At 70.9% G+C, this 23,639-nt stretch carries 11 protein-coding genes; all 11 read right to left on the reverse strand.

The annotated features are described in order from the left end of the window. Positions 1–32: 32 nt before the first annotated feature. The 11 genes from ACFPOE_RS21440 to cuyA all read right to left on the reverse strand — a co-directional run bounded on the left by ACFPOE_RS21440 (position 33) and on the right by cuyA (position 23,621). On the reverse strand, positions 33–1,088 hold the full coding sequence (locus ACFPOE_RS21440) for a 2-oxoacid:ferredoxin oxidoreductase subunit beta (protein ID WP_376852363.1): 1,056 nt from the start codon (positions 1,086–1,088) through the stop codon (positions 33–35). Further along, positions 1,085–2,941 carry a 2-oxoacid:acceptor oxidoreductase subunit alpha gene (locus ACFPOE_RS21445; protein ID WP_376852364.1) on the reverse strand — a complete coding sequence of 619 codons (1,857 nt, stop codon included), beginning with the start codon at positions 2,939–2,941 and terminating at the stop codon, positions 1,085–1,087. The genes ACFPOE_RS21440 and ACFPOE_RS21445 overlap by 4 nt, the downstream gene beginning before the upstream one ends. Continuing rightward, positions 2,938–4,833: an FAD-dependent oxidoreductase gene (locus tag ACFPOE_RS21450; RefSeq protein WP_376852365.1), complete on the reverse strand. Its 1,896-nt coding sequence runs from the start codon at positions 4,831–4,833 to the stop codon at positions 2,938–2,940. The genes ACFPOE_RS21445 and ACFPOE_RS21450 overlap by 4 nt, the downstream gene beginning before the upstream one ends. A gap of 144 nt (positions 4,834–4,977) precedes the next feature. Next, positions 4,978–6,828 carry a GGDEF/EAL domain-containing response regulator gene (locus ACFPOE_RS21455; RefSeq protein WP_376852366.1) on the reverse strand — a complete coding sequence of 617 codons (1,851 nt, stop codon included), beginning with the start codon at positions 6,826–6,828 and terminating at the stop codon, positions 4,978–4,980. A 4-nt stretch (positions 6,829–6,832) separates the two neighbouring features. Beyond that, on the reverse strand, positions 6,833–9,361 hold the full coding sequence (locus tag ACFPOE_RS21460; protein ID WP_376852367.1) for a hybrid sensor histidine kinase/response regulator: 2,529 nt from the start codon (positions 9,359–9,361) through the stop codon (positions 6,833–6,835). Beyond that, positions 9,358–16,110, reverse strand: a complete 6,753-nt coding sequence (locus ACFPOE_RS21465) for a beta strand repeat-containing protein (protein ID WP_376852368.1) — start codon at positions 16,108–16,110, stop codon at positions 9,358–9,360. The genes ACFPOE_RS21460 and ACFPOE_RS21465 overlap by 4 nt, the downstream gene beginning before the upstream one ends. 18 nt (positions 16,111–16,128) lie before the next feature. Further along, positions 16,129–17,040 (reverse strand): efflux RND transporter periplasmic adaptor subunit, encoded by a 912-nt coding sequence (locus ACFPOE_RS21470; protein WP_376852369.1) that lies wholly within the window; start codon positions 17,038–17,040, stop codon positions 16,129–16,131. Continuing rightward, positions 17,037–18,965: a preprotein translocase subunit SecA gene (locus ACFPOE_RS21475; RefSeq protein ID WP_376852370.1), complete on the reverse strand. Its 1,929-nt coding sequence runs from the start codon at positions 18,963–18,965 to the stop codon at positions 17,037–17,039. The genes ACFPOE_RS21470 and ACFPOE_RS21475 overlap by 4 nt, the downstream gene beginning before the upstream one ends. Continuing rightward, positions 18,962–21,112 carry a PqqD family peptide modification chaperone gene (locus ACFPOE_RS21480; protein ID WP_376852371.1) on the reverse strand — a complete coding sequence of 717 codons (2,151 nt, stop codon included), beginning with the start codon at positions 21,110–21,112 and terminating at the stop codon, positions 18,962–18,964. Before ACFPOE_RS21480 ends, ACFPOE_RS21475 begins: the two co-directional genes overlap by 4 nt. Then, positions 21,113–22,501 (reverse strand): efflux RND transporter periplasmic adaptor subunit, encoded by a 1,389-nt coding sequence (locus ACFPOE_RS21485; RefSeq protein ID WP_376852372.1) that lies wholly within the window; start codon positions 22,499–22,501, stop codon positions 21,113–21,115. It abuts the gene before it with no gap. 82 nt (positions 22,502–22,583) lie between these two features. Beyond that, positions 22,584–23,621 carry a D-cysteate sulfo-lyase gene (gene cuyA / locus ACFPOE_RS21490; protein WP_376852373.1) on the reverse strand — a complete coding sequence of 346 codons (1,038 nt, stop codon included), beginning with the start codon at positions 23,619–23,621 and terminating at the stop codon, positions 22,584–22,586. Positions 23,622–23,639: the final 18 nt, after the last annotated feature.

Here is a 23,639-nt window from a genome sequence, read left to right on the forward strand (position 1 = left end):
CTCCTCCGATTCAATGTAGGCGCGCGGGCGGCCTAACGCAAGGAGGCGTTGATCTTTCCGAGCGCGCCGGCGCCGGGGCAAAGCTGCGGCGCGTCCAGCGCGTTCAGCGGCGTCGCCGTGGTGTTGCACGAGGTGTGCAGGTCGGTCGCCAGCGGGTCCACATAGAGCAGGCCGGTGACGATCTCGCCGCGCGCCTGGTGCGCCTGCATGAAATTCATCGCCGCATGGCGGTCGGTGGGGTTGTAGTCCGAATGCAGGCTGCGCAGGCGCAGCAGCGAGCCGTCGTGCTGGCGCACGTCCACCACCTCGCCCGGCTGGGCACTGACGGTGATCTCGCTGCGCTCGGTGATGAAGTCGATCCGGCTCACCGCCTCGTTGTGCTCGCGCACGTAGTCGTAGCTCTTGGTGCTGCCCGGGTGGTTGTTGAAGGCCACGCAGGGGCTGATGACGTCGATGAAGGCGGCGCCCCCGTGCTCCATGGCGCCCTTGATCAGCGGCACCAGCTGCGCCTTGTTGCCGGAAAAGCCGCGCCCGACATAGGTGGCGCCCAGCTGCAGCGCCATCGCCACCAGGTCCACCGGGCTGTCGCTGTTGATCGCGCCCTTCTTGCTTTTCGAGCCCTGGTCCGCGGTGGCCGAGAACTGGCCCTTGGTCAGGCCGTAGACCCCGTTGTTTTCCACGATGTAGGCCATCCGCACGCCGCGGCGCATGGCGTGGGCGAACTGGCCCAGCCCGATGGAGGCGGAATCGCCGTCGCCCGACACGCCCAGGTACAGCAGCTCGCGGTTGGCCAGGTTGGCGCCGGTGAGCACCGACGGCATCCGCCCGTGGACCGTGTTGAAGCCGTGCGAGGCGCCCAGGAAATAGTCGGGCGTCTTGGAGCTGCAGCCGATGCCCGACAGCTTGGCGACCCGGTGCGGCTGGATGTCCAGCTCCCAGCAGGCCTCGATGATCGCCGCCGAGATCGAGTCGTGGCCGCAGCCGGCGCACAGCGTGGAGATCTTGCCCTCGTAATCGCGCCGCGTGTAGCCCACCTTGTTGGTGTGCAGCGACGGGTGATGCAGGCGGGGCTTGGCAAGGTAGGTCATGCTGCTTGCTTCCGGGGTTGCGGGATGGCGGGGGCCGGGCTGGCGGAATCGGGCCGCAGATGCTGCGTGATCGCCCTGGTGATGAAGCGCGCGGTGATCGGCGTGCCGTCGAAGTGCAGCACTTTGACCAGCCGCTTCGGGTCGATCTCCAGTTCGTTGACCAGCAGGCTGCGCATCTGCGCGTCGCGGTTCTGCTCCACCACGAACACCTTGTCGTGGTCGGCCAGGAACTGCGCCACGCTGGCGGGAAAGGGGAATGCCCGCAGCCGCAGCGCGTCCAGCTCGATGCCGTCGGCCGCCAGCGCCTCCAGCGCCTCGTGCATCGACGGGCTGGTGGAGCCGAAGTAGATCACCCCCAGCCGGGTCGGCCGGGCCGCCGGCCGCAGCACCGGCTGCGGCACCAGCGCCGCCGCGGTGGCGAACTTCTTGAGCAGCCGCTCCACGTTGTAGATGTAGTCCGGCCCGCGCTCCGAATAGCGGGCGTAGGCATCGCGGGTCGTTCCGCGGGTGAAATAGCTGCCCTTGGTCGGATGGGTGCCCGGCAGGGTGCGCCAGGGGATGCCGTCGCCGTCCACGTCCTTGTAGCGGCCGAAGTCCCGGCCGGCTTCCAGCTCCTGCGCGCTCATCACCTTGCCGCGGTCGTAGCCGCGCCCTTCCTCCCAGGCGAAGGGCTGGCACAGGCGCTGGTTCATGCCGATGTCCAGGTCGGTCATCAGGAACACCGGCGTCTGCAGCCGGTCGGCCAGGTCCAGCGCCGCGGCCGCGTGCTCGAAGCATTCGTGCGGGTCCTCGGGGAACAGCAGCACGTGCTTGGTGTCGCCGTGCGAGGCATAGGCGCAGGAGATGATGTCGGCCTGCTGGGTGCGGGTGGGCATGCCGGTGGACGGGCCGCCGCGTTGCACGTCGATGATGGTCACCGGGATCTCGGCGAAATAGGCCAGCCCGATGAACTCGGTCATCAGCGAGACCCCGGGCCCCGAGGTGGCCGTGAAGGCGCGCGCGCCGTTCCAGCCGGCGCCCACCACCATGCCGATCGAGGCGATCTCGTCCTCGGCCTGGATGATGGCGTAGCGGTGCTGGCCGGTGGCCGGGTCGACCCGCAGCTTGCTGCAGTACTTCTCGAACGCCTCGGCCACCGACGACGACGGCGTGATCGGATACCAGGCCGCGACCGTCGCGCCGCCGTAGACGCAGCCCAGCGCCGCGGCGCTGTTGCCGTCGACGAAGATCCGGTCGCCCACCTTGTCCGAGCGCCGCACTGTGATGCCCAGCGGGAACGGCAGGTGCTCCTTGACGAAATCGCGCCCCAGGTGCAGTGCCTGCACGTTGGAGGCCAGCAGCTTCTCCTTGCCCTTGTACTGCTCGCCGAACAGCTGCTCGATCGCGGCCGCATCGACCTCCAGCAGCACCGACAGCGCGCCCACGTAGACGATGTTCTTGAACAGCTGGCGCTGGCGCGGATCGGAATAGACCGCGTTGCAGATCTCGGTCAGCGGCATGCCGATCACGTGGATGTCGGGCCGGAACTTCTCCGGCGGCAGCGGCCGCGTGCTGTCGTAGAACAGGTAGCCGCCCGGCTCCAGTTCGGCGACGTCGGCGTCCCAGGTCTGCGGGTTCATCGCCACCATCATGTCGATGCCGCCGCGCCGCCCCAGGTGGCCCTGCTCGGTCACCCGCACCTCGTACCAGGTCGGCAGGCCCTGGATGTTGCTGGGAAAGATGTTGCGCGGACTGACCGGCACGCCCATGCGCAGGATGGCCTTGGCGAACAGTTCGTTGGCCGAGGCCGAGCCCGAGCCGTTGACGTTGGCGAACTTGATGACGAAATCGTTGACGGCTTCGATGCGGTTCATGCTGCGGCCCCCCGGACACCCACCCGTTCGCCCTGAACTTGTCCCGACACCCGTTCGCCCTGAGCCTGTCGAAGGGCCGGCTCAGCCCGACCGGAATCCCGCGCGGCCGGCCCGGCCGGCGTCATCTTGAGCAGGAACTTCTGCATGTCCCACGCCCCGGTCGGACAGCGCTCGGCGCACAGGCCGCAGTGCAGGCAGACGTCTTCGTCCTTGACCATCACGCGGCCGGTCTTGAGGCCGCCGGAGACGTACAGGTCCTGCGCCAGGTTCAGCGCCGGCGCCTTCAGCCGGGTGCGAAGCTCGGCCTCCTCCCCGTTCTCGGTGAAGGTGATGCAGTCCATCGGGCAGATGTCCACGCAGGCGTCGCACTCGATGCACAGCGGCTCGGCGAACACCGTCTCCACGTCGCAATTGAGGCAGCGGCCGGCCTCCTTCACGGCGGTGGCGACGTCGAAGCCCAGTTCCACTTCCACCTTGATGCTGGCCAGCGCCTTCTCCGCCTTGGCCCACGGCACCTTGTAGCGGCTGTCGTTGGCGGTGTCGTTGTCGTAGCTCCACTCGTGGATGCCCATCTTCTGCGACACCAGGTTGACCATCGGGTCGGGCCGCACCCGCACGTCCTCGCCGTTGAGGAAGCGGTCGATCGACACCGCGGCGTCGTGGCCGTGGGCGACGGCGGTGATGATGTTCTTCGGGCCGAAGGCGGAATCGCCGCCGAAGAACACGTTCGGCACGCTGGCCTGCAGGCTGGTCTTGTCCAGCACCGGCAGGCCGTGCTCGTCGAACGCGATGCCGCTGTCGCGCTCGATCCAGGGAAAGGCGTTCTCCTGGCCGACCGCCACCAGCACGTCGTCGCAGGCGAAGAACGCCTCCGGCTCGCCGGTGGGCACCAGGCTGCGCTTGCCCCTGGCGTCATAGACGGCCTTGACGATCTCGAAGGTCATCCCGGTGAGCTTGCCGCCCTCGTGCACGAAGGCCTTGGGCACGTGGAAGTTGATGATCGGGATGCCCTCGTGCATCGCGTCTTCCTTTTCCCAGGGCGAGGCCTTCATCTCGTCGAAGCCGCTGCGCACGATCACCTTGACGTCGGTGCCGCCGAGCCGGCGCGACGAGCGGCAGCAGTCCATCGCCGTGTTGCCGCCGCCCAGCACGATCACCCGCTTGCCGATGCTGGTGACATGGCCGAACGAAACGGACGCCAGCCAGTCGATGCCGATGTGGATGTTGGCCGCCGCCTCCTGGCGGCCGGGCAGCTCCAGGTTGCGCCCGCGCGGCGCGCCGCAGCCGACGAAGATCGCGTCGTAGCCCTGCTGCATCAGCGCCTTCATCGACTCGATGCGCTCGCCGCTCTTGAACTTCACGCCGAGGTCCAGGATGTAGCCGGTCTCCTCGTCGATCACCGACTCGGGCAACCGGAAGCGCGGGATCTGGGTGCGGATGAAGCCGCCGGCCTTCGCCTCGCCGTCATAGACCGTCACCTCGTAGCCCAGCGGCGCCAGGTCGCGGGCCACGGTGAGCGAGGCCGGGCCGGCGCCGATGCAGGCGATGCGCCGGCCGTTGCTGGCGCCGGCCTTGGGCATGCGGGCGCCGACGTCGGACTTCATGTCGGCGGCCACCCGCTTGAGCCGGCAGATCGCCACCGGCTCCGGATCGGCCCCGTTGTTCTCCTCCACCCGGCCGCGGCGGCAGGCCGGCTCGCAGGGGCGGTCGCAGGTGCGCCCGAGGATGCCCGGGAACACGTTGGACACCCAGTTGATCATGTAGGCGTCGCTGTAGCGGCCGTGGGCGATCAGGCGGATGTATTCGGGGACCGGGGTGTGCGCCGGGCAGGCGTACTGGCAATCGACGACCTTGTGGAAGTAGGCCGGGTTGGCAATGTCGGTTCGCTGCAATGCTGTCTCCTTGCCTTGCCCGCGGCACCCCGGGACGGGGCGCTGCAGCCTGGGACCTGGGTCCCCCGGGGCAGTCTATGCCTGCCGGGGCGCTCCCTGCTCTCGGGTGAATCCCGCAGCTTGTCAGATTTTGCGCCGGCGCCGCTAGCTTTGCGCGCTCATCCACTTGCGGGCGAAGGCCGCTGCCTTCAGCGGCGGACCCGCCAGCGGCCCCTGGTACTCGTCGCAGCGCTTTTCTTCCAGCAGCGCGAGCTGCCTTTCGGTCTCGATGCCGGTGGCCACGGTGCGCAGGTGCATGCTGCGGGCCATGTCCAGCATCGCGCCGGCCAACGGCGCATTGCCGGCTTCCCGGAAGAACTGCTGGTGCAGCTTGACCTCGTCGGCCGGCAGGCGCCCCACCTGCAGCAGGCTGGAGCCGGCGCCGCCGAAGTGGTCCAGCACGAAGTGCACGCCCATCTTCTTCAGGCCCGCCAGGGCTTCCAGGTTGTCGGGGGTGGGCTGCAGGTCGGCGCCGTCGCGCAGCTCCACGCTCAGGTACTGCGGCTGCAGGCCGGCACGGATGCTCTTGCGCAGGATGTCCACCAGGTGCGGCAGGGCCAGCAGATCCAGCGACACCGGCACGCCCACGCGCGGCAGCCGCAGCGCCGCCGCGCGCCATTCCTTGTTCTGGTCACGCAGCTGGCCCAGCGTCCATTCCGCCAGCGCCATGCTCATTTCGGCGGTGGTCGCCATGTTCAGCACGGCGTCGCCCTCGAACACCTCGCCCGAGGGATGGATCCAGCGCACCACCGCCTGGGCGCCCGCCAGGCTGCCGGTGAGCGTGTGCAGCCGGGGCTGGTACAGCACCTCCACCTGCTCGCGGGTGAACGCCGCCCGCAGGTCGGCGCCGCGGGTGAGCGAGCGCACGGCCTTTTCGTTGAGCTCGCCGGAGAAGAATTCGTAGGTGTGGCGGCCGGAGCTCTTGGCGTGCCGCATCGCCAGGCCGGCGTTGGTCACCAGGCTGTCGATCTCGTCGCCGTCGTCCGGGAACACCGCCACGCCGATGCTGCAGGTGACGAAGATCTCCTGGCTACCGCCGCGGTTGAAGCTAGTGGACGCCGCATCCAGCAGCCGGTTGATGAAGTCGGCGGTGGTCTCGACGCTCTCCATCTGCGGCACCAGCACCGCGAACTCGTCGCCGTCGAAGCGGTACAGCGTCGGCCGGTCGTCCGCCCCGGCGCCCGCATCGGCGGCCTCGGCCTCCACGCAGCTGGCCAGCCGCTTGCTGATGCGCTGCATCAGCTGGTCGCCGACCGCCCGCCCCATGGCGTCGTTGACGCTGGCCAGCTGGTCGACGCCGATGTGGATCAGCGCTCCCTTGGCCCGGCGCTGCGCCGGCCGCGCCAGCGCCGTCTTGACCGCCTCCTTGTAGCGCAGCTTGTTGGGCAGCGTGGTCAGCGGATCGTGCTCGGCCAGGTAGTCGCGGTACACGGTGGCGGCCAGGGTGTTGCGGATGCGCAGCGCCAGCTCGCTGGGGTCGACCGGCTTGGACAGGAAATCCATCGCGCCCAGCGACAGCGCATGCAGCTTGACCTGCGGGTCGTGGGTGCTGGTCAGCACGATCACCGGCACGTGGCGCAGCACCGGGTCGTCGCGCATCACCTTCAGGATCTGCATGCCGCTGACCTTGGGCATCGACAGGTCCAGCAGCAGCAGGCTGGGGCGGCGGGAACGCATCAGCTCCACCGCTTGCTCCGACTGGGTGGTGGAGACGAAGTGCCGGTAGCCCGCGTCCTCCAGGAAGGCCTCGGTCATCTCGATGTTCAGCGGCTCGTCGTCCACCATCATGATGGCCGCCTCGGTCAGGCCGTTCAGCGACCCGTGGGCCCAGACCATCTGTTCGGGCGTGACGGCTCCCATGCGCCGGTCAGCCAGCCGTTCGTCGCCGGGCATGAAGACCGTGCTGGGCCCGCTGCTGCCGCTGGCGGCGATGGTGCTTTCCGGATCGGTGCTCATGGCGTCATTGTGCTGGCTCTGCGGCCAGCCCTGAAACCGCCAGCGGCTGCGGCACCACCAGCAGGTCGCACATCGCGTCCAGCCGGGCCAGCAATGCGGCCGTCGCTTCGGCGTCGCCGGCCTTGGCACGGGCTTCCAGTTCGCGCGCCGGTGCCGTCAGGCCGTCGTAGCCCATCATTCCGGCCGAGCCGGCAAGCCAGTGGCCGAAGCGGTCGAGTTCGTCGAAGTTGCCGCTGCTGTGGGCCGCCTGCGCGTTGCCCAGCCGCTCGCGCAGGCGATCCGGGAACTTGCCGACGATCGCGGACAGGCGCGGATGGCGGGCGAAGCGCGAATGGATCGGCGCCGTGGCCCCGCCATGTGCCTGGGCCAGGTCCATCCCGAGCGGGGACGGGGCGGACAGCGGGATCTGCAACTGCGCCACGCCTGCCGGGTCAGCCGCCAGCCGTTCGCCACCGAGCAGCCCGGCGACGCAGCCGATCAGCATGTCGATGTCCACCGGCTTGCTCAGGCACGCGTTGCAGCCCGCCGCCAGCACTTCTTCCTCGTAGCCCTTCATGGCGTTGGCGGAGAATGCCACGATCGGCGTCGCCACGCCGCGCGCGCGCAAGGTCTTCACCGCGGTGTAGCCGTCCATCACCGGCATGTTCATGTCCATCAGGATCAGGTCGAAACCGCCGGCAGCCACCTTGTCCAGCGCCTCCTGGCCGTTCTCGGCCTCCTCCATCCACAGGCCCTGTTCGGTGAGCACCAGCGTGACCAGCTCGCGGGTTTCGGCGCCGTCGTCCACCACCAGCACGCGCGACGCCGGAATCCGCCAGCGCGCGGCCGGGGCCGCCGCCACCGCCTGCCGCGAAGCCAGCACCTGCGCCGGCGTGAGCAGCTTCACGCCGGCCAGCGGCCCGGCGTCGCAGCTGAAGCTCAGCGTGGTGCCGGCGCCCGGCTCGCTGGCCGCGACCAGGTCCCCGCCCAGCGCCCGCGCCAGCTTGCGGCTGATGGCCAGGCCCAGGCCGGTGCCGCCGAAGCGGCGGGTGATCGAGGCGTCGGCCTGGGTGAAGGGCTCGAACATGGCGTCGATGCGCTCGGGGGCGATGCCGATGCCGGTATCGCGCACTTCCATGACGTATTGATGCCCGCTGCAGCGCAGCAGCACCGTCACGCCGCCGCTCTCGGTGAACTTGATGGCGTTGCCGACCAGGTTGAGCAGCACCTGGCGGATGCGCGCCGGATCGGAGCTGATGGTCTCGGGCAGCATGCCCTCGGGCGCCAGCTCCAGCCCGATGCCCTTCTCCTGCGCCTTGACCGACAGTTCGGCCACCACCTGCTGCGCCACCAGGTGCGGCATGCAGGCCCCGGATTCGATCTCCAGATGGCCCGCCTCCACCTTGGACAGGTCCAGGATGTCGTTGATCAGCGTCAGCAGGTGGCGGCCGCTGCTGTGGATGGTGTCCAGGTAGCGCGAGGACTCGCGCTCGCTCTTGCTGTAGCCGCGCTTGAGCAGTTCGGTGAAGCCCAGGATGGCGTTCATCGGCGTGCGGATCTCGTGGCTCATGTTGGCCAGGAAATCGCTCTTGGCCCGGTTGGCCGCCTCGGCTTCGTCCCTGGCCTGGCGCAGTTCGACCTGGCTGCGCTGCAGCAGCGTGACGTCTTCCAGGCTGATCAGGACGCCGCCGGCCTTGCCCGCCGTCCCCAGCACCGGCGAGCAATTGACGACGAAGCTGCGCTCGGCGCCGCCGGCATCGCGCAGCCGCAGCTGGCGGTCGCGCTGGACCACGCCCTGCTCCAGCGCCTGGGTCCAGGGCTGGCCGGCCACCAGCGGCTGGCCGGTGTCGTCGAGCCATGCGATCGCGCCGACGTCGGTCCCCATCAGCTGCTCGTTGGAGCGCCCCAGCAGCTTGACGAAGGACTCGTTGGCCAGCACCACGGCCTGCTTCTGGTCGATCACCAGCAGGCCCTCGGTCAGCGAATCGAGCGCCGAGCGCACCCGGCCCGGGATGGCCTGCGACGGGTCCAGATGCCGCAGCACCCGCGTCAGGTAGACCTGGAAGCCCAGGAAGCACAGCAGCGAACACAGCGCCATCAGCGGGATCAGCGGCGTCTGCAGCACGCCCAGCAGCCCGGGCGCCACCAGCGGCTGGAAGCGCAACTCCAGCTCGCCCCAGGGCTGGCTGCCCGCGAACAGGTGCACCATGATCTGCGAGTCGGCGGCGCGGGGGCTGTCCATCGGCAGCCAGTTGCGCGCGTGGTCGCCGGCCGTGATGACCAGCCGGCCGTCGCTCTGGCGCAACCCCAGCGACAGCAGGCTGGCGTTGCGCTTCTGCACGAAGCGCAGCACGTCTTCCAGCCGGCGCGGATCGGAGCTGCTCAGGAAGGCGGTGCTGGTGGCGGCGATCGATTCGGCCAGCGCGATGCGACCCTCGCGCACCGCGCCGACCCGGTCCGGCACCAGGCCGAGGAACGACGCGGCCAGCAGCGCGCTGCTCACCAGCGACACCAGGCCGAGCGAGATGTAGGTGCGGGTGCCCAGCAGCTTCATCCGAAACTCCGCAGCGGATTGCCCGGGCGCTGCGCCACTGCATCGAGCGCCTCGTCATCCTCTTGCGCCTCGTCGTCCACCCGAGACAGCACCGGCAGCGGATCGAGCACCCGCCAGGCCGGCAGCGCCGACAGGTAGCTTCCCATCAGGACGCCGCCGCGGATCAGCCACAGCACATAGACCAGCGACAGGCCGAGCGACATCCCGGCCACCGTGATGGTGACGGACTTGTCCAGCTGGAGGTCGTCCTGCATGTCGTCGCGCAGCCGGTCGAGCTGGCCGGCGAACGCGGTGGAACGCAGGGTGCGCTGCAGGTCTTCCACTGCCGCACCGTCGCTGTGCGCGGACAGGGTGAAGCGGATCTGGGGCGCCTCGGACAGGTCGAAGGAGACCAGCTCGATGCCGCGGATGTCGTGCGCCGCCAGCTGCGCACTGCGCGCCGGGTCCAGCGCGCCCAGCACCTGGCTGACCAGCGAGGACAGGGCACGCTCCTGCGCCGTCGCGGCCGGGACCTGGCCTTCGACGACCGGGATGCCGGCATCGGCGCCGATGCCGGACTCGGGCCGTGGACGGATCGCAGCGGCCGGCGCCGGCGCGGCCGCCGCTGCGGCGGCCACCGGAACGACCACCGTCTGCGCCACCGGCTCGCGCACCGCCTGTCCCTGCTGGGGCGCAGGCGCGGGCGCGACGACCGGCTCGGCGACAAGCTGCGCCGGCGCCGGGGCTGGCGCAGGGGCTGGCGCTGGAGCCGGCGCTGCGGACGGGCTCGGCGCCGGCGCGGCGGTCGGGGCCGGTGCGGGGGCAGCCGTCGGAGCGGGCGCCGGGGCCGTCGTCGGCGCGGGCGCCGGCGCTGTGGACGGAGCTGGAGCTGGAGCTGGAGCTGGAGCTGGAGCTGGAGCTGGAGCTGGAGCTGGAGCTGGAGCTGGAGCTGGCGCAGGTGCAGGTGCTGGTGCTGGTGCCGGCGCTGGTGCTGGCGCTGGTGCGGGTGCTGGTGCCGGCGCAGGTGCCGGTGCCGGTGCCGGTGCCGGTGCCGGTGCCGGTGCTGGTGCTGGTGCTGGTGCTGGTGCCGGTGCCGGTGCAGGCGCTGGTGCAGGCGCTGGTGCAGGCGCTGGTGCAGGCGCTGGTGCAGGCGCGGGCGCCGGTGCAGGTGCAGGCGCTGGTGCAGGCGCGGGCGCCGGTGCAGGTGCAGGTGCAGGTGCAGGTGCAGGTGCCGGGGCGGGGGCTGGCGCTGGGGCCGGTGCTGGCGCCGCCGCCGCGACGTTCACCGTTGCATTGGCGACGTTGCTCACGCTCAAGCCGTCGGTCGCGGTGTAGCTGAAACCGGCAGTCCCGCTGAAATTCGCGCCGGGCGTGAAGGTGACGCTGCCGTCGGCATTGAGAACCGCACTACCGCCGGCGCCGGCCGTCACCGCTGCGATCGACAGGGCCGGGCCGTCGACGTCCGTGTCATTGCCCAGGAGCTGCGCCGCCGCATAGGTCACCGGCATGTTCTCGTTGGCGGCCAGGTTGTCGTCGACTGCCACCGGCGCGTCATTGACGGCAGCAACGTTCACGGTGACGGCACCGGCAACGCTGCTGGTCGCCGCACCGTCGCTGACCAGGTACGTGAAGCTGGCCGCGCCGTTGAAGTTGGCGTTCGGCGTGAAGGTCACCGTCCCGTTGCCATTGAGCACCGCGGTGCCGCCGGTGCCGCTGGTGACAACCGCGACGGTCAACGCGGAGTTGGGACTGTCCACGTCCGTGTCGTTGCCCAGCAGCTGCGCCGCCGTGTAGGTCACCGGCGTGTCTTCGGTCGCCGCCAGCGTGTCGTTGACGGCCACCGGTGGATCGTTGACTGCCGTGACCGTGATGCTCACCGTCGCCGTCTCGGTGACGCCCCCGGCGCTGACCGTGTAGCTGAAGCTGTCGGTGCCGTTGAAGTTGGCGTTGGGCGTGTACGTCAGCACGCCGGCCGGCGTGAAGCTGACGCTGCCGCCGGCGCCCTGCGTGACCGAGGCCACGGCCCGGCCGGGGTCCTCGAAGTTGTCCGGCGTGGCGCCGCCGGTGCCGGCGATGGCGTCGAAGCTGACCGGCGTGTCTTCCGCCGTCGTGACGCTGTCGGGCGTGATGTCGGCCACCGCAGCGATCGTGACGGCGATGGTGTCGGTGTTGGCCAGCACGCCGTCGTCGGTGGACACGCTCAGCGTCGCCGCGCCGTTGTAGTCGGGCGCGCTGGCGTAGCTCAGGCCGTCCAGCGCCCCGTTGATCGCGGCAATGGTGCCGCTGATCTTGACCGAACCGGTGCCGTTGCCAGTGATGGTCGCGCCGGCGAAAGCCACCGCCGTCAGCTTGCCGTTCGACGCAGTGACGCTGGTGGTCAGCGTCGGGCTGTCGGCATCCCCGACGCTGATCGCGTTGCCGTTGGCGCTGCTGAACACCTTGGGCGTGTCCTCGCTGGTGGCCTGCGTTCCCGGCACGTTGTTGAACGGCGGCGCCGCAGCGCTGACGGTGACCGTCACGTTCGCCGTCTCGGTGACGCCGCCGGAAGCGACGGTGTAGCTGAAGGCCGGCGCGACGCCGGTGAATCCGGTCTGAGGCGTGAACACCAGGCTGCCGGAGACCAGCGCCACGCTGCCGTTGGCCACCGCCACTGCCGGCCCGCCGTCGGCGATCGCCGCGCCGTTGACCTGGGTGATCGTGCGCGCCGGGTTCGAGAAGCTGTCGTTGCCCAGCACGTTGACCGTCACCGCCGTGCCGAAGCGGGTGCTGGCCGAATCGGCGACGGCGTCGGCGACCGGGGCAATGTTGATCGCAATCGAGTCGCTGGCGGCAAGGCTGCCGTCACTGGTGGCCACCGTCAGCGTGGCGCTGCCGTTGAAGTCCGCCACGGCCGCGTGGCGCAGGCCGTCCAGCGCGCCGTTGATGGCGGCCGCCGTGCCGCTCACGGTGACCGTTGCCGTGCCGTTGCCGCTGATGGTGGCGCCGGCGAAGGCCAGCGCGGTCACCGTGCCGCTGCTCGCCGTGAGGGTGGTGGTGAGCTGGCCGCCGTCGGGGTCGGCCACCGTGATGGCGTTGCCGTTGGCGGCGCTGAACACCAGCGCCACGTCCTCGGTCGCCGCCTGCGCTGCCGGCACCGTGTTCACCGGGGGGTCGTTGACCGGCGTCACTGTCACCGTCACCGCCGCGGTTTCGGTGGAGCCGCCCGCGCTCACCGTGTAGGTGAAACTGTCGGTGCCGTTGAAGTTGGCGTTCGGGGTGTAGGTCAGCACGCCCGCCGGCGTGAAGCTCACGCTGCCGTTGGCGCCCTGGGTGACCGCGCTCACGGCGCGGGCCGGGTCCTCGAAATTGTCCGCGCTGGCGCCGGCCGTTCCCGTCACGGCGTTGAACGCGATCGGCGTGTCCTCTGCGGTGGTCACGGCGTCGGCCACGATGTCCGCCACCGGGGCGACGGTGATGGCCAGCGTGTCGCTGTCGCTCAGGCTGGCGTCGCTGGTGAGCAGCGTGAGGGTGTCGCCGCCGTTGAAGTCCGCCGCACCCAGGTAGGTCAGCCCGTCGAGCGCGCCGTTGATGGCGGCGGCGCTGCCGCTGATCGTCACCGAGCCGCTGCCGTTGTTGCTGATGGTCGCCCCGGCGAAGGCTTGCGCCGTCAGGACGCCGCTGCCCACGGAGACGGTGGTGGTGAGGCTGGTGCTGTCGACGTCCGCGACGCTCAGCGCGTTGCCGCTGGCGCTGCTGAACACCTTCACCGTGTCTTCGCTGGCGGTCTGGGCGCCGGGCAGCGTGTTGACCGGCGGCGAGTTCACCGGCGTGACGATGATGTTCAGGCTCTGCACCAGCGTGGCCGCCGGGCTGCCGTTGTCGGTGACATTGAAGCTGAAGACGCCGCTGCCGTTGGCATTGGCTGCGGTGCTGAACTTCACCTTCTGCAGGTCGGACAGCAGGTAGCTGTTGCCGCTGACCACCACGGTGCCGTCCAGCAGCAGGATGTTGCCCAGGCTGGAAGGCGGAACCGAGGTGACGGTGAAGGTCAGCGTCTGGCCGGCCTCGTCGGCGCCGCCGCCCGGGCCGTAGTTGATGGGGGTCAGCCCGAGGCTGGACTTGCCGGAGTTCTCCAGCACCGTCACGTCGTTCATGGCACCCGCCAGCCGCACCGGCGCGTCGTTGACCGCGGTGACGGTGATGCTGGAGGTCGCGATCGCGACGCTGAAGGCGGTGCTGCCGCCGTTGCTGCTGGTGTCGGCGCTGCCCCCGGCGGTCCCGCTGGTGCGGTCCCAGGCCCGGAAGCTGATGCCGGCGCTGCCCGCGTAGTTGGCCGCCGGAACGAAGCGCACCCGCGTCTGCGCGTCCGAGGCCAGCAGCAGGGAAGCCGTCGGCGACACGGCGGCGCCGACCGTGCTCCAGCTGGTGCCGCCATCGAGCGAATACTGCCAGTTGCCGTTGGTGGCAGGCGCAGCGGTCACGGCGATGCCGGCCAGCGCGCCGGTGCTGTCCGTGACGTGGCTGCCCAGCAGCTGGGAAACAAGCACGCCGGTCCCGCCGCTGCTGTCCTCCAGGATGGCGGGCAGGTTGTCGGCGCCGGCGAGCACCGGCGCCATGTTGGCGGAGCTCAGGTTCAGCTGGACGATCAACCCGTCCTGGCCCTGCGGCGCCGCATCGTAGGCGCCCGGCCTGGCCAGCCCGGAGGTGGAGGTGGTGGCTGCGATGGAGACGACGGAGTTGCTGGCGGCAATGCCCCCGACGGTCAGGCCGGAGCCGTAGTAGGTGCCGTAGTCCAGCGCGGCGCTGCCGCCGACGCCCGAGTTCACGACCGCGACGAACATCGCCGCGCCGGCGTTGGTCGACTGCGCGGCATCGGTCGTCACCGGAAAATCGGTCGATCCGGCGCCGCCGACCACGACGATGCGGCCGCCGGACAGCGCGACGCCGGTCGGCCGGTCGGTGCCGGAACCGCCCACATAGCTGGAATAGGTCAGCGACGCAGCGCCGGTCTGGGCCGTGTCGTAGATCCGCAGGAAGCCGGTGTCCGCGTTGTTGACGGTGGTGGTGGGAAGCCACGCGTTGCCCTTGATCTCGAACGGCGCGTTGTTCTTCGCGCGGGTTTCGCCCACCAGGTAGGCCTTGCCGCTGCCGTCGATCGCCACCGCCGTCAGCGTGTCGGCGTCCACGGATCCCACGTAGGTCGAATACAGGGTGGAGCCGGCCGCGTCGAGATGGGCCAGGAAGCCGTCGATCGCCCCGCCCAGGGCCGTGTCGTGCCCGCCCGGCGTCGCCATGTTGCCCGACGAGGTGTTGCCCACCAGGTAGACGTCGCCGCCGGTGCCGACGGCGATGCCGGTCGCCACGTCGCTGCCGCTGCCGCCCAGGACCTGCTGGTAGACCACGGTGCCGGTGCTGCCGTACTTGTTGACGAAAGCGTTGTCCGATGTGCCGAACACCGCGGACAGCAGCGCCGGCAGCAGACCGTTGTCGGACGCCTGGCCGGCGGCGTAGACGTTGCCGGCGCCGTCGAAGGCAATCGCGTTGCCCGAATCGGTGCTGGAGTTGCCGCCCATCAGGGTGCTGAAGGCCAGCGTTCCGCTCGCGTTCAGCTTGAAGATCACCGCGTCCTGGCCGTTGAGGGTCGAGTCGGTCGCGTTCAGCAGCGGGAAGTCGGAGGAATTGGTCCAGCCCGTCACCGCGATGTTGCCGGCGCCGTCCACCGCGATGGCGTTGCCCTGCTCGTCGCCGGTGCCGCCGATGCGGGTGGAGAACAGCAGGGTCGACAGGTCCGGGCTGAACTTGGCCACGAAGATGTCGCCGGCGCCGCCGCCGGGGCCGACCGACGCATTCAGCGGCGCATTGCTGCTGGTGGTGCGGCCGGTCACGTACACGTTGCCGGCCGCGTCCGTGGTGGTGGCCAGCACCGATTCCACGTTGCTGGTGCCGAAATAGGTGGCGTAGTCGAGCACCGGGTCGATCACCAGCGCGCGGCTGTGGTCGTAGCTGCCGAGCTCGAAGCCGACGCTGCCGTCGGCGCGGATCTCGTAGCGGCTGGCAACCGCCTCCAGGCCGGCGGCGCCGCGCTGGTAGCTCACCGGCGCCTTGAAGCGCACCTCGCTGCCGCTGCCGGCCAGCCGCAGCACCAGGTCGCCGTCGGCGGCGACACTCACCGATTCGGCGCCGCTGAAGCGCAGCCCGATCGCGCCGGGGTCGGCGCCGGCGGCGACGACGAAGTCGTATTCGAGCTGGCGCTGGGTGCCGTAGTAGCGCAGGTCCACGCCGTCGTAGACGCCGCGGTAGCTGACCGACTGGTAGTTGGCGATGTCCGTGCGCCACTGCGACGCGTCCGCGCCCAGGATGTAGTTGCTGCGCCCCTGCAGCAGCCCCTGGCCCTCGGCGTTGGCTGCGTTGGCGCCCTGCAATTGCAGCCGCACGGTCTGCTGGCCGCTGGCGCCGGCCAGCGTCAGCGTCGCGTTGCCGCCGTCCAGCGCAATGCCGTAGCCGCTGCCCCGGGCGTAGAAATCGGCCTGGCCGCCGTGGCCGCGGTTGTCCTCGAAGCTCAGCGCGCTGGCGGCGTAGGCGGCGGCCACGGAAACGGCCGGCGCCTCCTGCAGCGTCGCGGCGTAATCGCCTCCTTCGGTCAGGGTGCGCGTCTGCGCCACGCCCGCCAGGTTGCCCAGCGCCAGTCCGGCGGCCAGGTCGGCCGAGTAAAGGATGCGGGGCTCCATCACCTCCGCCACCGGCACGCTTCGATGGGCCCGGCCAGCGGTCAGTCGGCGGAGCCAGGCCATGTCAGGTGCGCCTTTGCATCAGGGCTTGCGGGTCAGCGACACCAGCGCCGGGGCCAGCTGCAGGCGCATCGACGTATCGGTGCCGCTGGAGCCCGGACGCGCTGGCGGCTTGCCGGCCGGCAGCGGACTGCTGTCGCCCAGGTCGGCCTTGCAGCGCAGTCCCGCCGGCAGCGAATAGTCGGCGTTGGGCAATTCGGCCCGGATGCGGAAGGTGTTGCTGGCGCCGTCGATCAGGCGGTCCACCACCGTGACGCGCGCCAGCCGCGGCGAAGCGCCGGGGAAATCGGGCGTGACGGTCACGGTCATCCCGGAGCGCACCGCGGAGAAATAGGTGGAAGGCAGGACCACCTCGACCCGCAGCGGATTGACCATCGCCACCCGGAACATCGCCTTTTCCTCGACCCGCTCGCCGGCGGACAGGAAGCGCTCGGCCACCACGCCGGCGATCGGGCTGCGGATGGTGCGCAGGCCAAGCTGCGCCTGGGCCAGGTCCTGCTCGCGCGCGAACACGGCGCGCTGCTCGCGGGCCTGCCCGAGCCGGTGCTCCGCCACCTCGAAGTCCGCCCTCGCCTGCTCCAGCGCCTGGCCGGAAATGAACTGCTGGTCGGCCAGTTCCCTGGCCCGCCCCAGCTTCTGCCGCGCCAGTTCCAGCGTCGCCTCCGCACCCCGCAATTCGCCGATCGCCTGGGCCTTGCTGGCCGCGACCGCAACGGACTGCCGCTCGACGTCGGCCCGCAGGGTCGCCATCGGCTGGCCGGCACGGACGATGTCGCCGCGCTCCACCAGCGTCGCCTCGATGACGCCGATCACCGGGCTGCCGATGTCGGAGACGCGGAACGGCTCGATCAGGCAACCAAGCGGTTGCGCCGCCATGGACGCGGTCCCGGGGGCCAGCAGGGCGAGGAGCAGGAGGCGGCGGAAGGATTTCATGGTGAAAGCTGGCGGCTGAAGGTCAGGTCCCGTTCCTGGGCGGCCGAGATGCGGGAGAGTGTTACACGTTGTTTCCTTTGCGTAAAGGATTCCCCCGCTTGCGCAAGGCGAAGCATCGGAACGCTCAGCAGCAGCGGGCACCCCAGCGCAGCGACCACTCCGAGCCACCAGCGCGGCCACCACCGCTGCAACAGGGGGAAATCGAGCGCCAGCATCGCCTGGCTGCTGCCCGGCTGTCCCTGGCGCCCGGCGCGGCCGAGGAACTGCCGGTCGATCCGGCTGGAGGCATTGTGTTGGCAGAGGATGACGTGCAAACCGCCAACCTTGACCGCAGTTGCATCCAGCAGGATGTCGGACCCGCGGCCCGCCATGCTGGTGGCGACGGTGATCCGGCCGCACTGGCCGGCGGCGGCGATCAGTTCGCTCTCGCCTTCGTCCTGGCGCGCATTGAGCACCCGGTGCTCCAGACCGTGCGCCGTCAAGGCGCGGGACAGGGCCTCGGATTGCGCTACCGAATCGGTGCCGACCAGCACCGGCCGCCCCTGCTGTTGCAGCGCCGCGCTGGTCGCGGCGACTGTTTGCCACAACCTGTTGCTATCGGGGAAGACGCGCACCGGCAGCCGCGTCACGCGGGGCGGCGTCCGTGGCGGAACCACGACCAGCTGCAGGCCGTAGACCGCCTTCAGCTCGGCCCGCGCCTCGCCCAATGTGCCGCTGGCGCCGGCCAGTCGCAGGTAGCGCGGAAAAAAACGCTGGAACGTGATCTGTGTCACTGTCGAGTTGCTCTGCGTGAGCGCAACTTCCTCCTTCAACTCGACCATCTGGTGCAGCCCCTGCGACCACGCGCGGCCCGGCGCCGCCCGGCCCGTCGTCTCGTCGATCAACTGCACCTGCCCTTCCCGCACCACGTAGTCGTGGTCGCGGCGCAGCACGTGCAGCGCCGTCAGCGCCAGCTCGAGCGCCGACTGGCGGTGGGCGCGGTGGCCGTACAGCGGATGGCCGGCCACCGGCCACTGCGGCAGGCGCAGCAGGCCGGCCGGCGTCAGTTCGATGCCGCGGTCGCCGCGGCGCTGGAAATCGCGGCCCTCCTCCAGCCGGCGGGCCAGCGCCAGCGCGCCGCGGTGGAACGCCTCCTGCGGCTGCGAGCCGCTGCCCTGTGACAGCACCAGCGGCATCCGCGCCTCGTCGATCAGCACCGTGTCGGCCTCGTCGAGGATCGCCATGCACAGGCCGCGCAGCACGGGCGGCGCGGCCGGCGACACCGACTGCAGCCGGCGCGCCCGCTGCTCCAGCGCCGACAGGTCGCCGGTGCGCGCCATGGCGTCGCGCAGGTAGTCGAACGCGATCTCCTTGGCGGTGCAGTAGGTCACGTCGCAGGCGTAGGCCAGCCGGCGCTGGTCCGTCGCCATCGGCTGGGTGACGCAATCGACCCGCAGCCCGAGCAGCGCGAAAAACGGCCGCAGCCGGCCGGCATCGCGTTGCGCCAGGTAGTCGTTGGCCGTGATCACATGCACCGGCGTGCCGGCCAGCGCCGCCACTGCCGCCGCCAATGCAATCGCCGCCGTCTTGCCTTCGCCGGTGGCCATTTCGACCAGCCGGTTGTCCAGCAACACGCGTGCCGCCAGCAGCTGCTGGCGGTGGGGGGCGAAGCCCAGGGTGAGGGCCAGGGCGCTGCCGGCACTGCCGAACGCTTCCAGCAGCCAGGCGTCGCCCTCCGGTGCCGATTGCCTGAGCGCCTGCAGCCGGGCCGGCAGCGCCGACAAGGGCTGCAGCGGCAATGCGGCCGCAGCATCGGCGAAGGCGCGCAGGCGGCGCGGCGACAGCGGCCGGGCACGGGGACGGGCACCCGCTGCGGCGGGCGCCTGCTGCGGATAGTCGCCCCAGACCAGCCCGGGGAACGGCCAGCTCGCGGCGCGCTCTTTCACGTCTGGCCGGTGGGGCTGAACTGCCGCACCAGCAACTGCCGCAAGACGCGCAGTCCCTGCAGGCCGAGCGGCTCGTCTTCCAGCACCAGCTTGACCCAGGCGCGGCCGCCGATGTGGTCGGGCGTCACGCTGGGCACCAGCACGTCCAGCAGGAACACCGGCAACTGGGTGCGCAGGCCGTCCTTGTCGGCCGGATCGACGCTGACCGGGCCGCCCTGGCGGTCCCCCAGCGCGGCGCTGGGAAGCTGGCGCGTCGCCGCCGGCGTTTCGTTGCGCAACTGCGCCGCGTGCGGCGTCAGCGGCGCCTCCGCCAGCCTGACCTCGATCGCCTTGACGCGGCCGCGCACCCGCAGCATGTCCTCGTCGCGCAGGACCGCGCGCACCTGCGCCGGCTCCGGGGACAGCACGTAGCCGAGCATGGTGCCGCGCTGGGCGAAGCTGCCGGGCAGGTCGCGCTCGTGCGGCCAGACGGTGCGCCCGCCGGTCTTGGCGCGCAGCTGCAGATCCGCCAGCTGCTGGTCCGCCCGCTGCAGTTCGGCGTCGTTGCGCGCCAGGTCCTCGCCCAGTTCGGCGGCGCGCGCCGGGTCTTGCAGCAGCGCGGTGTATTGCTGCGCCATCAGGCCGGACTTCTCGCTGTCGGTCTTGTCACGCTGGGCGGCGAGCACCGGGTCGGCGAGCGTCAGCACCACGTCGCCCTCCATCACCGGACTGCCGTCGCGCGCCATCGCGCCCTCGACGAACCCGGCCGATTCGGCGCGCAGCTGGGCGCGCTCCGGCGGCCAGACGACGCCGCGCGCCACCACGCTGGAGGGCACCGGCAGGACGAACAAGGCCAGCACGGAGCCGAGCGCGATCGCGCTCGCCGCCACCAGCGCCCGCCGCCGTGCCCCCGGATCGGCCGATTCCGCCACCGAGCGCAGCAACGCTGCCAGCACCGCCTTCACCAGCCAACCCAGCACCAGCAGGCCCGCCAGCCATCCCATCAGCCACGACTGGTGGCCCAGCCAGAACACCAGCGCGAACAGCAGCCCCAGGCGGTAGATCCAGGAGGCCGGCGCATAGAGCACCAGCCACTTCAGCTCGCCCTTGGCCAGCGCACTGGGCGGCAGCGCGCCCTCCGCGCCGATCAGGCGGCGCCATTGCGTGGTCCACCAGCCCTGGCTGCGCAGCGCGAGGTTGGGCAGCTGCAGCGCGTCGCACAGCAGGTGGTAGCCGTCCAGCCGCAGCAGCGGATTGGCGTTGAACACGATGGTGGAGACCGAGCAGATCAGCAGCACCGCCAGCGCGCCGTCGCGCAGCAGCCCGGGGCTGAGCACCAGCCAGGCGGCGATCGCCGCGGCCGCCAGCGCCAGTTCCACCATGATGCCGGCGGCGCTGACGATGGCGCGCTGCCGGGCGCTGGCGAAGCCGTTGGCGGCGCTGGCGTCCACATACGGCGCCGGCGTGAGGAACACCAGCGAGATGCCCATCTCGTGCACCGCGCCGCCGAAGCGGCGCACCGCCATCGCATGGGCGATCTCGTGCAGCGTCTTCACCACCGGGTAGCAGACCCAGGCCAGCGCGTAGCTCGAAGGCGTCGCCAGCACCCGCAGGGCCTCGGCCTTGAGCTGCGGAAAATTCACCGCCGCCGCCAGCGCGCCCAGGGCGACGGCCAGCAGCCACAGCGCGAACACGCTCCAGCGCCCCAGCAGCGCCGCCAGCGGCGCCAGCCGGTCCAGCAGCCGCGTCGGGTCGAACAGCTTCATCCGCACCATCAGCGGGTTGATGAAGGCGCGGCGCTTGCGCTGGCCCTCCTCGCTGCGGCGCGAGAACAGCAGCGACAGGTAGGGCGCGGCGTCGAACTGCACCATGCCGGCGCGGAACAACTGCGCCAGCAGCCGCAGGATGTCGTCCTGCGTCGGCGCGTCGTCGCCCTTGCGTTCCAGCAGCAGCGTCCACAGGCTTTCGACGGTGGCGTTGCCGTTGCAGCGGCCGGCGAACGCATAGGCCGCCGGATTGAGCCGCAGCTGCCGGCCCGAGCCCGGTTCCACCAGGATGTGCCAGACCTGGTCGCGCACCTCGTGCCGGACGATCTTCAGGCCCGCGACCAGGCTGGGCTTGAGCGGCGCGACGCGGTACCAGGAACCGCTGACCAGCGCTTCGGCCATCTACAGCGCCACCGTCCAGAGCGACAGGCGCAGCCAGGCGAAGGCGCGGTGGAACAGCAGCCAGCCCAGGCTGCGCTCGCCGACCTCGATCTTGCCCACGCCGCTCAGGCCGGGCCGCAGATTGGCCTGCGCCTGGTCGGGCGCAGCCTCCACCTCGAAGTAATTGCGGCCGTCGGCCGCGGTGGCCACCGGCACGATGCGCCGCGTGGTGAAGGCCAGCGGCCGCTCCGGCTGCGCTGCCAGCGCCAGCTGGCCCCGCTGGCCGGGCCGGATCGCCGCGATGTCGGTTTCGTCCACTTCCAGGATCAGGCGGAAGCTGTCATTGGGCGCCAGCACCATCAGCACCTCGCCGCGCTGCACCGGCGCGCCCAGCGTCTGCGACAGGTCGCCCTTGATCACGATGCCGTCGAACGGCGCCTGCAGTTTCGTCCGGTCGATCTGCGTCTCGGCCAGCGTGAGCAGGGCCTGGGTCTCGGCCGCCTTCGACTGGCTGACCACCATCTGGGTGCGGTCGTTGCGCGCCTGCGCCGCTCGGTAGCCGCCCTCGTGCTGGCGCAGTTCGCTCTCGCGCCGCTTGCGTTCGAGCTCCAGGTCCTGCGAGGACAGCTGCGCCAGCACCTGGCCGCTGGTGACGCGGTCGCCGGGGCGGACGTTGGCCTGCTGCAGGAAGCCGTCGGCCGGCGCCACCACCGCGCGCTGCACCGAGCCCTCCAGCCGGGCCGGCGCGCTCACCCGCCAGGGCAGCGGCAGCGCCATCAGCAGCGCAGCCGCCAGCAGGCCGGCGGCCCACGCAGCGCGGCGCCTGCCGGGCGCCGCCAGGGTGCTGCGCAGCGGCTGCGCCATCCTCCTGTACCACGGCAACTGCGCGGCGCGCTTCAATTCCAGCACCGGGCCGGCGAAGCTGGCGACGTCTTCGCACAGCGCGATCTGCGCCGGCCAGAACGGGGCGCCGCCGGCGCGCTCCAGCGTGATCGCGCCCACGACGCTGCCGCCGCTGACCACCGGCACGCTGCAGGCCTGGCCGTTGCCGGCCAGTTGCCGCTGCGCCAGGCTGACCGGGGCGGCGGACGCGGCCGACGGCCAGGCGACGCTCAGCTTCTGGTCCATCGCCTCGTGCATCGCCGCGACGATCGCCACCGAGGCCGCGTGGCGCTGGTCCGGCTCGGCGGCCTGCGAGCTGCCGACGATGCGCAGCTTGTCGCCGTCCAGCAGCGCGATGCTCACGCGGTGGCAGGACAGGAGTTCGGCCAGTTCGACGGCGAGCGCGCTGGCCGCGTCAGCCAGGCCGGCGCGCGCGAGCAGCGCGGCCTGGCAGCGCAGGATGGCGTCCTGGACGGCAAGCGGCCCTTGCGGGCCGGAGGAAAGCGGTGGGGGCGAGGCCTGGTCCATCTGGTGGACCGATTCTCACTGACATGCGCAGCCGGCGCCAGCGCGCAAACGCGCCCCCTCCGTTTGCGTCACGTGCGCGTCGTCAGGGCGCCACGGGCGTGCGTCCCAGCACCTGGGCCTCGTACGCGTGCAGGGACGGCAGCCCGCCGGTGTGCAGGAACAGCAGGTTCTCGCCCGGCTTGAAGAAGCCGCGCCGCGCCTCGCCGATCAGTCCGGCCATGATCTTGCCGGTGTACACCGGGTCCAGCGGAATGCCTTCGGTGCGCGCCAGCAGCTGCACCGCTTCCACCATCTTCTCGTTGGGAACCGAATATTTGGGCTGCCAGTAGCCGCCGATGCTGACCACCGACGCGCGCGGGATCTGCATGCCGGTGCCCAGCAGGTCGGCCACCGCCTGCGCCTCCTTGAACACCAGCGGCTCCTGGTCGGCCGGGTCGCGGCTGACGCCGATGCCGACGATCGGGATGTTGATGTGGTTGCCGAGGAACCCGGCCAGCAGGCCGCCGTGCGTGCCCGAACTGCCCGAGCCGACCACCACGCGGTCGATCGACACGCCCTGCTCGAAGAACTGCTGCTGCAGTTCCTGCGCGCAGGCCACGTAGCCCAGGCCGCCGAGCGCGTTGGAGCCGCCGCCCGGAATGATGTAGGCCTTGCGTCCGAGCGCCGCGACTTCCGCCGCCATCTTGCCCATGGCGTCCGCCATGTTGCTGCCGCCCGGCACCACCGTGATGGCCTCCACGCCCATCAGCCTGAACATGAAGTGGTTGCCGCTGGCGTTGTCGTCATAGCTGTCGGGAACGCGCTCCTCGATCACGAAGCGGCATTTGAGGCCCTCCTTGACCGCCGCCGCCAGCGTGATGCGGCAGTGGTTGGACTGCGGCGCGCCGCAGGTGACCAGCGTGTCCGCGCCCTGCGCGAGCGCGTCGGCCACCAGGAATTCGAGCTTGCGCGTCTTGTTGCCGCCGGGGAACAGGCCCAGCATGTCGTCGCGCTTGATCCAGACGTTCGGGCCCTTGCCGCCCGGACAGGTCTGCGCCAGGGCGCGCGTGAAGTTGGGGAGGAATTCGAGCGGGGTGGCGAACGGCGTGTAGCGCCGGCGCGCAATGCGTGAGAGGTCCATGGCCCCGATTGTGCCGTC

Origin of the sequence: Caenimonas terrae, from assembly GCF_042655405.1 — a bacterium.
Classification (GTDB): domain Bacteria; phylum Pseudomonadota; class Gammaproteobacteria; order Burkholderiales; family Burkholderiaceae_C; genus Ramlibacter; species Ramlibacter terrae_A.

What these genes read in the sequence shown, in the direction of transcription:
- ACFPOE_RS21455 (WP_376852366.1), bottom strand. Translation starts at nt 6,828, where the DNA reads ATGAGCACCGATCCGGAAAGCACCATCGCCGCCAGCGGCAGCAGCGGG.
- ACFPOE_RS21480 (WP_376852371.1), bottom strand. Translation starts at nt 21,112, where the DNA reads ATGGCCGAAGCGCTGGTCAGCGGTTCCTGGTACCGCGTCGCGCCGCTC.
- ACFPOE_RS21465 (WP_376852368.1), bottom strand. Translation starts at nt 16,110, where the DNA reads ATGGCCTGGCTCCGCCGACTGACCGCTGGCCGGGCCCATCGAAGCGTG.
- ACFPOE_RS21470 (WP_376852369.1), bottom strand. Translation starts at nt 17,040, where the DNA reads ATGAAATCCTTCCGCCGCCTCCTGCTCCTCGCCCTGCTGGCCCCCGGG.
- ACFPOE_RS21485 (WP_376852372.1), bottom strand. Translation starts at nt 22,501, where the DNA reads ATGGACCAGGCCTCGCCCCCACCGCTTTCCTCCGGCCCGCAAGGGCCG.
- ACFPOE_RS21440 (WP_376852363.1), bottom strand. Translation starts at nt 1,088, where the DNA reads ATGACCTACCTTGCCAAGCCCCGCCTGCATCACCCGTCGCTGCACACC.
- cuyA (WP_376852373.1), bottom strand. Translation starts at nt 23,621, where the DNA reads ATGGACCTCTCACGCATTGCGCGCCGGCGCTACACGCCGTTCGCCACC.
- ACFPOE_RS21445 (WP_376852364.1), bottom strand. Translation starts at nt 2,941, where the DNA reads ATGAACCGCATCGAAGCCGTCAACGATTTCGTCATCAAGTTCGCCAAC.
- ACFPOE_RS21460 (WP_376852367.1), bottom strand. Translation starts at nt 9,361, where the DNA reads ATGAAGCTGCTGGGCACCCGCACCTACATCTCGCTCGGCCTGGTGTCG.